The sequence below is a fragment of the Gordonia sp. NPDC003376 genome, assembly GCF_053589235.1.
In genome coordinates, this window is the sequence record NZ_JBSFRM010000018.1 from 36,718 (window position 1) to 48,386 (window position 11,669).

Consider the following 11,669-nt stretch of genomic DNA (forward strand, 5'->3'; position numbering starts at 1 on the left):
GCCCGGCGACGCCCGCGAAAGGGATTCCCGCATGTCCTTGATCTCCACCGAACCGCTGTCGTTCGGCACCCGCTATCGACGACTGCTCGTGGCAGTCGTCTTCGCCGGTGCCCTGATCCAGCTCGGGCTCGGGTCGTTCTACCTCGGCGTCGGGCATTCTCCGTCGCCCCGCGACCTGCCGGTGGGGCTCGTCGGGCCCAGCGCCCAGACGGAGGCCCTCACCACACACCTGCAGGCCGACGGCTCGTTCACGGCCACCACCTTTCCCGATCGCAGGGCACTCACCGAGGCCATCCGCACCCGCGAGGTGGCCGGCGGCCTGGACGTGACGGCCGCCGGCGTCGTGGCGGTCACCGCGGGCGCCGGCGGTGCGCTCCCGGCCGGTACGATCAAAACCCTTGCCGCCGAGATCAATCAACAGCAAGGCCTACCCCAGACCCTCCCCGACGATGTCGTGGCACTGTCCACCGACGACATCAACGGCTCCTCCCTCGGCTACATCCTGCAGGTGATCTCCCTCGGCGGCAGCATCGCCTCACTCGGGCTCGGCCGGCTGATGCCGCGGGTCCCTCGCTCGGTCCGGCGCGGAGTCGGGCACGTCGGTGCGCTCGTCGCCTACGCGGTGGTGTCGGCGTTGATCGTGCTGTTGTTCTCGTCGTTCTTCGGGATCGGCGGCTCCGCCGACACCATCACCCTGTTCTGGACCTATCTTCTGGTGTCCCTGGCCATCACCGGATCGACCGCCGGTTTCGTCACCCTGTTCGGCCCGGTGGGTTCCCTCGCCGGCGGCGTCTACTTCCTGATCGGTGCGACCATCTCGGGCGCATCGATCCCATGGACCTTCCTGCCCGGTTTCTGGGCGGGTCTCGGTGAATGGCTACCCACCGGTGGTGGCGCCCAACTGATCCGCAACACGCTGTACTTCCCGTCGGCCGACAGCACGGCGGCGTGGGTGTGCCTGGGGTTGTATGCCGGACTCGGTGCCCTGGTGGTCCTGATCTGGAACATCCGCCGCAACCGGACCGACGCCGCCTCCGCGGTCGACGTCGACGTGCTCTACCCGATCAGCCACGAGCACCACCGGCTCTGACGTCGGTACCCGGGACCTCTGGACCAATTCCGGACCGGGACCTGTCGGGATCGGTCCCGTGCGGCCTAGGCTGGGAGACGGTTTGTCACAGAAGGAGTCTCGATGAGTGAGCACGAAGTCCGCATGATCGTCCTGTCGACCGACGACCTGGACGAGTCGATCAGGTTCTACAGCGACACCCTGGGCATGGCCCTCAAGTTCCGCGACGGCGCGCATTTCGCAGCCCTCGACGGCGGCGCGGTCACCCTGGCGCTGGCGACCGAGATCGATCACCCGATCCCGGGTCAGGTGGTCGTCGGGATCAAGACCGCCGACGTCGATGCCGCGGCGAAGGCGATCGAGGCGAGCGGTGGCGGGATCGTCAAGGGCCCGTACGACGACGCGCACGAGCGTCGCGCGGTGGTCTACGACAACAAGGGCAACGGGCTGGTGTTCTACTCACCGCTGACGAGGTGACCCGGCCGTAGCCCTCCCGGGACGGGTGCACGGCGCGATGTGCATCGGCGTAGATCGCGAGAGTACAATTCAATTGCGCACTACCGAATGCTCGTGGTGCCACCGCACCCCACCCGGGTCTGCGACACTGGAAGCCGAAGTACCGGTCGAAAACGAGGAAGCCCCCATGGTCCGCACGCACTCCGACGCCGAGGCCGACACGGACGAACGTCCGCATGGTCTGCAGTACATCAAGTACGTCTACGGGGCGAAACTCCCCGACTCGATGCGTACCTGGGTGGCCAACGATCTCGCCGGGCCGGGTGCCGCCGCCCGTATGGTCGCCTGGTGGGCGATCCCCTGTGTGATCATCCTGATCCCACTGCTGTTCGTTCCCGCCGAGTGGGTGGTGCGTGCGAACATGACCGTGCCGATCCTGATCCCCTATATCTTCTTCTCGATCGCCCTGAACCGGGTGTACCGCCGCTACCGGCTGTCCCAACACGGCCTGGACCCCGACCTGATCAACAAGCGCGAGCGCGAGAAGAACGCCGACCTCTACGACGAGTACCACCGCAAGTACCGCGGCGGCAGCCGGCCCATGTGACCGCGCGTCGAATCCACCGGCACGAGCCGGGGCGGGATCATTCCGCCCCGGCTCTTCTCGTTCCGGTCGACCGGTGATTCAGATCAGCTGGTTCTTGCCCGAGGACCGCCGCAGATCGGCGAACGCCCCGATCGATGTCGACATCGCGGTGGCCACCGGACGGCCGTTCGCGTCCTCTGTCTTCGACACCATCACCACGTTGTCGATGTAGGGCTGGATGGTGCTGGTGTTCTGCACCGTCGCCACGATGATCAGCTGGAAACCGAACTTCCGGAACGCCGACAACGCCTGCTGGGCGAACTGCGGATCCGACTTCGAGAACGCCTCGTCGAGCATCAGCTGCGCGAAGATCGGCCGGTTGTCGTGCCCGTCGGGGCTGGCCAGGTTGAAACTCAGCGCACCGGCCAGACAGAACGCCATGAGCTTCTCCTGCTCGCCACCGGAGTTGTCCCCGGCATTGGAGTAGGTGCGGATCGTCTCCCCGGTCTGCACGTCGTGCTCGGCGCAGTAGAAGTCGAATCGGTTGCGCACGTCGAGCGCATCCCGCGTCCACTGCCGGTCCTCCGGGGTACCGCCGGCCAGCCGCTCACGCAGCATCAGGATGTCGGCGTACTGCTCGAGGATCGCCTGCTCGTCACCGAAGGCGACCGCGGTGGAACGCTGCGCGATCAGCCGGGCCTTCTCGGTGAGCTCGGCGGCCGCGGCGAGGGCCTTGCGACCCGGCTGTAGCCGCAGCCGGGTACCACGGTTGAACGCCACCGATCCCAGACCGGCGTTGACACGTTCGATCTGGTCGAGGATGCGACGTTCCTCGGCGTCGGCGGCCATGTGCAGGTTGAGGATCGCCCCAGGCGCCTGCTCGGTGATCAGGCGCCGCATCCGCTCATACGCCGACGGCAACTCCCGCTCGTCGATGCGACGGCACAGTGCCACGTAGTCGTGGATCCGTTCGTCGAAATCGTCGCTGTCGTTGGGGATGGCGTCCGGGAACTCCTCGTCATAGGTGTCGAGGATCCGGGCGAGCTCGTCACGGGAACGTCGGGCGTCGGCGCGCATCCGGTCACGGTCCCGGACCACGGCCTTCATCAGTTCCTGCCGATAGGGTTCGGGCGCAAGCACATCCAGCGTCGCCGGTGAATCCTCCCGGAACGCGTCGAGGGCGGTCTCGGCGGCGGCAGGGATGTCCTCCGGCTTGATCCGGTCGACGAGGTCGAGCAGGGCGGTGCGGCGGTGATCGTGGGTGGCCATCCGGTCCCGGACCAGCGCAGCCTTGGAGATCGCCGCGCGGACCTGCTCCCAGATCTCCTCGGCCTTGCGCTGCAGCGCCTCGATGTCGGGGTTGTCCTCCATCAGCAGCTCGTACTGATCACTGAGCCGCTCGGCCCGGTCGTCGGCGGTGTCGACGTCGATCTCACTCCACTGGGTGAACTGCTCACACACCGCCCGGTAGGCGTCACGACGGCGCGCCTTGTCGGTGCGCTCGGTCTCCAGTGACGCACTGGCGAGCTGCGCCGCCTCGTGCACAGTCTCCTCGTGGTCGAGTTCTTCTTGTAGCGCGGCGATCTTGGCGTCGACGTTGCCGACGAAGATGTACTGCGAGGCGCGCAGGACCTGTCGGTCGTCCTTGATCGCGAGCTTCGCCGAGTCCTTGCGCAGGCCCTGGTCGGTGACCGCCTTGGTGTGCTCGGCGAAGTCGGCCGGTGAGTCGACGCACGCGTAGTTGCCGAGGCGACCGAGGATCGCGAGTGCCTCGGCCGAACTCGGATGGTCGGGGTCCACGGCGCGCAGCGTGGCGCCCAGGGTGCCCGGCTCGATCGCGGGGACGGCCCGGCGTTCGGCCCGGTGCAGCTGGATGCGACCGCGCATGTCGTGGGTGTTGACGAACCGCAGCGCCGAACGGAAGTGGTCGTCGGGTACCAGCAGTCGCAGGCCTGCGGTGCGCAGCACCTTCTCGACCGCGGGACGCCAGCGTTCCTGTTCCGGGTCGAGTTCGACCATCTCGGCGACGTACCGCAGCTCGGACTCGTCGATCTGCAGGGCATCGGCCAGGACGCGGCGCATCTCGTGTTCGGCGCGCGGCAGCGCCGACCCGGCCGTCCGGACGCGGGTGAGCTCCTCGTAGGCGGCGTCGCGGCGGGTGCGGGCGGTGACCTCCTCGGCCAGGGCCTCGGCGTAGTGGTGCTTGCCCGCCTCGAGCCGGCCGTCGAGACGGGTGGCGTCCTCGATCAGCGTCTCGCGCAGCTGCCAGAAGTCCTCGGCGGTCTCCGGGATCTCCACATCGAGCGCCGACATCTTGGACTCGTAGGACGCGCGGCGCACCGAAACCTCGTTGGCCGCCTTCTGCGCCGCCGCCAACTGCTCCTGCAACGGCGCGAGATCGGCTGTGCTGGAGGAAATCCGCGACAGCAGATGGCTGTGATCGGTGCGCAGCTGGTCGTGTTGGGCGGTCAGCGCGGCGAGATCGCCGTCCAGACGCGCGATCTGGTCGTCGAGATCGGCGATCTCGGGTCCGGCGTTGCGCAGCCGTAGATTGGTCAGATAGGCACGTGCTGCCGCGGTGTCGATGGTGTCGAGGACGGTGAACTTGGCCGCCTCGGTGGCATACCGTTCCTGGACGGCCTCGATGTTGCCCAGGATGGTGCGCTTGCGCCGCGCCACGTCGAGCAGTTCCCGCGCCTCGACCAGCGGATCGATCTGGTCGAGGGCAGCCTTGATCCCGGCGATACTGGTCGGTTCGTCGAGCATGAACTCGCGAACGAACTGGGCGAGACCGCCGACGCTCTTGAGTGACTTGGCTTTTCCGAGCAACTGTTGTGCCGCATCGGATCCGCGGATGCCGATCAGCGAGTACAGCGACGCCAGGTACTTGCCCTCCCCCGGCCCACCGCGCCAGCCGCGCTCGCGCAGCCGTGCCGAGTTGTGGTTGCTCTGGGCCCACTCGTTGCACACGTCGACGATGTCGACGTCGTCGTCGGCGATGAAGTAGGCGCTGTGCGCGTCGGTCATCTTGCCGGTGGCCAGCCACTTGAGCACCAGACCGGTGATCGACGTCCCGGAGTCGGAGGTGTAGGTGACCGAGATGGCCGCCCACGCCGGTCCGGTGCCCCGCAGGTACATGATCTCGCGGGTCGCGGTGACGCCGTCACGACGCTCACCCCAGGCGCCGCGCACGTACTTGCCGACGGTGCGCTTGCCGCTGGCCGCACCCGCGGCGGTCGCGTCACCGGAGGCGTTGAAGTTGCGGCGGTGGTCGGGCAGGAACGCCAGCGAGATCGCATCCAGCAGTGACGATTTGCCGCTGCCGGATGACCCGGTGATCAGAGAACCGTTGGTGCTGAACGGAATCGAGTGGTAGCCGTCGAAGACACCCCAGTTGATCAGCTGGAGCCGGGACAGGTGGAACTGGTCGACCCGATCGCTCACCAGTCGTCTCCTTCGTCTGCGGTGTCCTCGGTGTCGTCGTCCGCGGTGTCGTCGGCGGCGGCGCTGCCGGGATCGCCGTGGTCGTCGTCCCCGTCATGGCCGAGGCCGTCGAACCCGTCGGGTGTGCTCCCGCCACCGCGGTGATCGGTGGTTCCGGACTCGGCCGGCTCCTCGCCGGATCCGATGAACTGTTCGAACTGGCGCTGCAGGTCGGTGATCACCGATGCGGTCATGATCGCGGTGATCGCCGGACTGACGGTGAACGTGTCCGGATCGTCCCGGTGCCGTCGGAGGATCTCGATCTCCTCGAGCTTGTCGATCGCCTTGACGATCCGCTTGTCGAACAAGGCGAGGTCGCGGTCGATGGTGTTCGACACCCCGGCGAACAGTTCGTGGATCTCCTCGGTGGTGATCAGAACGCGCTCCTCGCGTGCGGCCCGCACGTGCTTGGCGAGATGCAGGGCGAGGATGGCGTCGTAGGTCTGGATGGTCTCGCGCTTGAGCAGGCGCCGACCCCATCGGGAGTCGTAGCCGGCCTGCTCGACGAAGGCCACCTCGAGCTCGGTGGCCAGCCGCAGCCGCAGATCGAGCTCCGAGAGCCGGATCCGCAGGAGTTCCTGGTACTCGATCACCCAGGCCCACAGCTGCGGGGTGCGGTCGCCGCTGACGTAGCGTCGGGCGAGCAGGTTCTGCAACGCCCAGCACGCACGGTCGGGCATCGCGCTGACATCGCCGTCGAAACGTGGCGTGCGCGGGCCGTCGTCACCGGAACCACGGGCGACGGCGGGAAGGTCGTCGTAGCCGGTGAACTCGTCGGGGACGGGTGGAACGGCGGGCGTGGAATCGGTCGGCGGCGAGGTGACGTCGTCCGCAGCGGATGTGTCGGTGGTACCGGACAGGTCGGCGCCTCCCGTCGTATCGGTCGAGTTGGTCGTGCTGGTCACAGTGCGTCGACCTCCGCGGTCGGGATCGGTTCGGTGAAGGTGAGGGCCGGCACCTCGATGTAGCGGTCTTCCCCCTCGAGGGAGGCGAAACGCACCACGGTGGTCTCGCCGGCGGCATCGGAGGGCTGTCGCAGGGCCCACGACCACAGGACGATGACGTGGGCCAGGAAGGGCTGGTCGAGCTGATCGATCATGTCGGCCAGCGAGACCGGGCCGTCCTCGACGGCGGTGTTCACGACGGCGGTCAGCTCGACGGTGTCGACCTGGCCGGCGAGGGAGACGAACGAGTCCAGATTGGCCTCACCGCCTGCCACCACGGCGGGCGTCGGCGGTTCGGGCGTACGGATCTCGAACGCGAGGCGACCGTTGGAGATGATCGACGGGGGGGCGAGCGGCATCTCGTAGCCGAGCCGACGGTCGGCGAGCGACAGCGAGAGCAGTTCGTTCGCGGTGGCCAGCGCGTCGTTGAGCTGGCGGGCGATGCCGCGGCTCTGTTCCAGGGTGCCGGAGGCGACGAACCGTCGGATACGTCGGGCGCAACGCTGCCGGATTCGGCCCACCTCGCCCATCTGCTCGGTGACCAGACCGAAGAAGTTGTCCATCACCGATCGCAGGCCGGGGTCGATGCCGGGCAACTGGTCGGTGACGGTCTGGATGTCGGCGACCAGTCGGGCGCGCTGCGACGGGTCCTGGACCATGTGCGTGAACGCGTGGTATGACCCGCTCTGCGGCGATTCGAGCAACTCCTCGTAGTCGTCGAACATCTGTCGCTGCCGGTCACGGTAGGCGAGGTCGGAATCGTTCGGGTCGTCGAGCAGTGCGGTGGTGATGCGGTCGAGCATGCTGCCGTACTGGCCGATGTCGGAGAGGATCTGCTCCATCTGGTAGGCGATGGCGCGGGCCTCGTCCTCGGCCGCCCGCAGATCCGGGTCGCGTCGTCGTCCGGCGTCGAGATCGGCCAGTTCGGCATCGAGCTCCTCGATCTGGTGCTCGAGGTCCTCTCGGAGCTGATGCGGATCGTTGCTGACCTGACCGGCCACCCGACGCAGGCCGGCAGCCACACCGTTGATCGATCCGCCGGTGGCCACGGAGTCCTCGCGGCGGAGCCGGCGGGTGTAGTCGAGGACCGACCGGGCCTCGGGGGTCAGGTGGCAGATGTTCTGGGCGGAGACCACCGGATCCGGCACACGGTGCAGCCAGCCGTGCTTGGCCCACAGTTTGAGCAGTTCCAGGCCGCTCGGCTGGTCGATGAGACCGAGCTCGGCGATGTCGCGTTCGAGGCGGATCGCCAGGTCGGTCTCCGTTCGGCGCGCACCGAAGTCGAGGTGACGCTCCATCAACGTGACGTACAACGCCGAATTGGTCGCCGCGAACAGCCGGACGGCCGCCGATTTCTGGATCGACCGATTGGCATCCCACGCCTGGGTCAGCGTGGGCTGCGCAGTGCTCTCCATCGCCGCCTCACAGGGTTGTCGGGACATCGGATTCGAGGTAGTAGTCTCCCACGACCGGCCGCCACGACCGTCGTCGCGTCTGCACGATTGTGAATCACCGGACAACTGTGCAGGTCAGGTGAGCCACACCCGCGGCTGTGCGGATTCCGCTCACCCTGTGAAGAAAGTCTGCACGGGCTGGTCCGGGTGCGCGACGCGGTGCCAGCATGGAGTCATGCTGCCGATCCTGGACCTCGCCGACGCCGACACCGATCCGGACACCTTCCGCACCGCCCTACGGGAGGCGGCCCATCAGCACGGGTTCTTCTACCTGGTCGGACACGGAATCCCCGCCGACCGGATCGCCGCCGTCCTGACCCTGGCCCGCGAGTTCTTCGCCCTGCCGGACGAGCAGAAGAACACGATCAGCCAGCTCGGGAGCCCACAGTTCCGCGGCTACTCCCGACTCGGGGGCGAACTGACCAACGGTCAGGTCGACTGGCGCGAACAGATCGACATCGGCCCGGACCGACCGGTGATCGACGACGCCGAGGGCTACTGGAACCTGCAGGGACCGAATCTGTGGCCGGGTGAGCCCGCCGGATTCCGGGAGGTGTTCGAGTCGTGGATCGATGCCTGCGGCGAGGTGGGAGTGCGACTGCTGCGGCTGTGGGCGCAGTCGCTCGGTGCACCCGCCGACCACTTCGACGCAGCCTTCGCCGATCGGCCGGCGACGTTGATGAAGGTGGTGCGCTATCCCGGGACCGCCGACAGCGAGCAGGGAGTGGGGGCGCACAAGGACTCCGGGGTGCTCACGCTGCTCCTCGTCGAGCCGGGTTCGGCAGGACTGCAGGTGGAGACCCTCGACGGCGACTGGATCGACGCGCCACCGGTCGAGGGGGCGTTCATCGTCAACATCGGTGAGCTGCTCGAGGTCGCGACCGGCGGCTACCTGCGTGCCACGCGGCATCGCGTGCTGGCCCCGGCACCCGGGACCGACCGGGTGTCGATCCCGTTCTTCTTCAACCCGGCGCTCGACGCACGGATACCGATCATCGATCTGCCCGCCGAACTCGCCGCCCTGTCCCGCGGTGTGGAGACCGACCCGGACAACCCGATCTTCCACACCTACGGCGAGAACGCCTGGAAGTCGCGGACCCGCGCGCACCCCGACGTCGCCGAACGCCACCACGGGATCGTGCCGGCGGGACCGGCGTCGGCGTACTGACCACCGACGTCCTCGACCCGGCCGAGGGGAGCCCGGACCGCTGACCGCGCGGGCCGACGTCGCCGGCCGGGCGACGGACACCCCTGTCGACGACATCCCGGCATCGAGAATCCCGCCATCGGGGGCACCCCGTGATCCAGCGGATCCACCCCTTCACGACCCGCGGAGTATTTCCCGCGTGCTGCGTACAAGGCTGGTCGACGAACGGTGTGGTCTCTACGGTCGGCGGATGTTCGACGTTCGCAAGTTGACGGTGTTCGCCGAGGTGGCCAGGCGCGGCTCGATGAGCGCGGCGGCGACGGCGACCGCATACACGACTTCGGCGGTCTCCCAACAGGTCACCGCCCTCGAGCGGGATCTGGGGCATGACCTGTTCATCCGGACTCCGAACGGAGTACGGCTGACATCGGTCGGACAACGGCTGCTCCGGCACGTCCCCGATCTGCTCGATCAGATCACCGAGACCGAACGCGACCTCGAACGTGCCGCCTGCGCCGACGCACGGCCGGTCCGCCTCGCGGCGTTCTCGAGCGCGGCGTCGACCATCGTCCCGCCCTCCCTGGTGCGTCTACGCCGGGCGATCCCCGACGTGGACGTGCAGATCCTCGTCGCGGATCCGGACGACGGGATCGCCCTGCTCACCGATGGTGATGCCGACGCCTGCGTGGTCACCGAGGTCGCCGGTACCGGTCCGTTCTATCGCGGCGTCGTGACCGCACCGGTGTGCGACGACGAGTTCCTCGCGGTGCTCCCCCGCTCACACCGGCTCGCGGCGAGCACCGCGATCCCACTCCGTGCCCTCGCCGGCGAACAGTGGATCGTCAGTTCGGCCACCGGTCGGTGTCCCGACGCACAGGTCTTCCGACGAGCTTGCGACACAGCGGGTTTCATCCCTGATGTGTCGTTCGAATCCCAGGACTACGCCACGGTGCAGGCGATGGTGGCCGCCGGGCTGGGCATCTCGCTGGTCCCGACGCTGGCCATGCAGTCGGTGCGCGACGACGTCACGATCCGCCCGATCGCGGGTCCGCGACCATCGCGGCGGATCGCCGTCGCCACTCCCGCGGTTCCCGCTCCGAAGAGTCCGGTGGCGATCCTCGTCGGGTTGCTGCAGAGCGCGGGCGCGGCGCGGGCTTCCAGACTTCCTGAACACCCCGCGGGAGTTGCTTGACGCCGCCCCGCCGGAGGGGTGGACACCGATAGCCTCGGCTGCGACCGACCAAGGAGAAGCCGTTGACGTCTATCGAGATAAACACTGTCCCTGTACTTTTCACCGTCGATGACGTACGTTCCGTTACCGACGCCGTGGCCGGCGAGATCACCGACGGTGCCCTACGACGCGAACTCGACGGCACCCTCCCGACCGAGGCGCTGACCGTCGTCGCCCGCTCGGGGCTCCTCGGAATCCTGGTGCCCGCCGAGTACGGCGGTCCCGACCTCCCACCGTCGACGGCCGTCGAGGTTCTCCGTGAGCTGTCGCGCGCCGACTCGGCGGTCGGCCAATTGCTGTTGTCGCACTATGTGATCAATGCCGCGATCCGTGGACTGGGGAACACTGCACCCGCCCCGGAGATCTACGCCGCAGTGCTCGGCGGTGCCCAACTCGGCAACGCCTCGACCGAACGCGGAACCCGTACCGCAGTCGAGCGCACGACCACCATCCGCCGCGACACCGACGGGCGGTGGCAGCTCGACGGCACCAAGTTCTACGCCACCGGGGTCCTCGGAGCCAGGTGGATCGCCGTCGCAGCACGGATCGACGACGACGGGCCCGCACGCGGAGCCACGGTGTTCGTGCGGCCCGATGCAGCGGGGGTCACCCTGGATCTCGAGGCATGGACCGGATTCGGGCAGCGCGGAACCGCCAGTGGCCGTGTGCAGTTCGAGTCGGTGGTCGTCGTCGACGAGCGGGTGATCGACGAAGGCACCGACCCCGATCCGTACACCGCGGCCCCGACCGTTCTCGGCGCCTTCGACCAGGCCCTGCACGCTGCCGTCGACATCGGGATCGCCCGTGCCGCATTGGAGGACGGCGCCCGATTCATCGCAACTCGCAGCCGGCCCTGGTTCGAGGCGGGAGTCGACAGCGCCGCCGACGAACCGCACGTCGTCCGCCGGATCGGCGAACTCACCGCACGACTGTACGCGCTGGAGGCCGTCCTGCAGAGCGGCACCGCGCTGATCGACCACGCGATCGGCGAGCAACCACTGTCCCGGGAGTCGGCGGCATCAGCATCCTTGACCGTCGCCGCGGCCAAGGCGCTGGCACAGGAATTCGCTGTCGAGATCGCCGGCGGCGTACTCGAACTCGCCGGGGCGTCGGCGACCGACCGCCGGTATGGGCTCGACCGGCACTGGCGCAATGTGCGGACCCATTCACTGCACGATCCCGCACGCTGGAAGTACGTCCATCTCGGCAATCACACTCTGCGTGGCACCTTCCCGCCGCGCCATGGCCTGCTGCTCTGACCGTCCGGCCCGCAATTCCACCAAACCTTCCACCGACCGA

At 68.1% G+C, this 11,669-nt stretch carries 9 protein-coding genes; 6 read left to right on the plus strand and 3 right to left on the minus strand.

The features are described 5' to 3' along the window. Positions 1 to 31: 31 nt before the first annotated feature. The 3 genes from ACWDUA_RS17535 to ACWDUA_RS17545 all read left to right on the plus strand — a co-directional run bounded on the left by ACWDUA_RS17535 (position 32) and on the right by ACWDUA_RS17545 (position 2,132). A complete protein-coding gene (locus ACWDUA_RS17535) occupies positions 32 to 1,090 on the plus strand; it encodes an ABC transporter permease (RefSeq protein WP_449752279.1) in 1,059 nt (352 codons plus the stop codon). Between the two features lie 102 nt (positions 1,091 to 1,192). Beyond that, the gene (locus ACWDUA_RS17540) at positions 1,193 to 1,546 is read left to right on the plus strand and encodes a VOC family protein (RefSeq protein WP_449752280.1); all 354 of its coding nucleotides are present in this window, start codon (positions 1,193 to 1,195) and stop codon (positions 1,544 to 1,546) included. 166 nt (positions 1,547 to 1,712) lie between these two features. Further along, positions 1,713 to 2,132, plus strand: coding sequence for a DUF5313 domain-containing protein (locus ACWDUA_RS17545; protein WP_449752281.1), 420 nt, complete (start codon positions 1,713 to 1,715; stop codon positions 2,130 to 2,132). A 78-nt stretch (positions 2,133 to 2,210) separates the two neighbouring features. Here the strand turns inward: ACWDUA_RS17545 and ACWDUA_RS17550 are convergent, their stop codons facing one another. The 3 genes from ACWDUA_RS17550 to ACWDUA_RS17560 are packed head-to-tail and all read right to left on the minus strand — an operon-like array spanning position 2,211 to position 7,953. After that, positions 2,211 to 5,555: an ATP-binding protein gene (locus ACWDUA_RS17550; RefSeq protein WP_449752282.1), complete on the minus strand. Its 3,345-nt coding sequence runs from the start codon at positions 5,553 to 5,555 to the stop codon at positions 2,211 to 2,213. After that, entirely contained in the window at positions 5,552 to 6,499 is a 948-nt protein-coding gene (locus ACWDUA_RS17555) for a DUF4194 domain-containing protein (protein WP_449752283.1), read from the minus strand. The genes ACWDUA_RS17550 and ACWDUA_RS17555 overlap by 4 nt, the downstream gene beginning before the upstream one ends. Next, positions 6,496 to 7,953, minus strand: coding sequence for a DUF3375 domain-containing protein (locus ACWDUA_RS17560; RefSeq protein WP_449752342.1), 1,458 nt, complete (start codon positions 7,951 to 7,953; stop codon positions 6,496 to 6,498). The genes ACWDUA_RS17555 and ACWDUA_RS17560 overlap by 4 nt, the downstream gene beginning before the upstream one ends. Positions 7,954 to 8,167: 214 nt before the next feature. On the opposite strand from ACWDUA_RS17560, the gene ACWDUA_RS17565 reads away from it, so the two are divergent. From ACWDUA_RS17565 to ACWDUA_RS17575, 3 genes are all read left to right on the plus strand, one after another. Beyond that, positions 8,168 to 9,160, plus strand: coding sequence for an isopenicillin N synthase family dioxygenase (locus tag ACWDUA_RS17565; protein WP_449752284.1), 993 nt, complete (start codon positions 8,168 to 8,170; stop codon positions 9,158 to 9,160). Between the two features lie 229 nt (positions 9,161 to 9,389). After that, on the plus strand, positions 9,390 to 10,331 hold the full coding sequence (locus ACWDUA_RS17570; RefSeq protein ID WP_449752285.1) for a LysR substrate-binding domain-containing protein: 942 nt from the start codon (positions 9,390 to 9,392) through the stop codon (positions 10,329 to 10,331). A 62-nt stretch (positions 10,332 to 10,393) separates the two neighbouring features. After that, positions 10,394 to 11,629 (plus strand): acyl-CoA dehydrogenase family protein, encoded by a 1,236-nt coding sequence (locus tag ACWDUA_RS17575; protein WP_449752286.1) that lies wholly within the window; start codon positions 10,394 to 10,396, stop codon positions 11,627 to 11,629. Positions 11,630 to 11,669 lie beyond the last annotated feature (40 nt).

Excerpts from the sequence above, each read along its gene's own strand:
- ACWDUA_RS17535 (WP_449752279.1), top strand. The coding sequence starts at position 32 with ATGTCCTTGATCTCCACCGAACCGCTGTCGTTCGGCACCCGCTATCGA.
- ACWDUA_RS17540 (WP_449752280.1), top strand. The coding sequence starts at position 1,193 with ATGAGTGAGCACGAAGTCCGCATGATCGTCCTGTCGACCGACGACCTG.
- ACWDUA_RS17545 (WP_449752281.1), top strand. The coding sequence starts at position 1,713 with ATGGTCCGCACGCACTCCGACGCCGAGGCCGACACGGACGAACGTCCG.
- ACWDUA_RS17560 (WP_449752342.1), bottom strand. The coding sequence starts at position 7,953 with ATGGAGAGCACTGCGCAGCCCACGCTGACCCAGGCGTGGGATGCCAAT.
- ACWDUA_RS17565 (WP_449752284.1), top strand. The coding sequence starts at position 8,168 with ATGCTGCCGATCCTGGACCTCGCCGACGCCGACACCGATCCGGACACC.
- ACWDUA_RS17570 (WP_449752285.1), top strand. The coding sequence starts at position 9,390 with ATGTTCGACGTTCGCAAGTTGACGGTGTTCGCCGAGGTGGCCAGGCGC.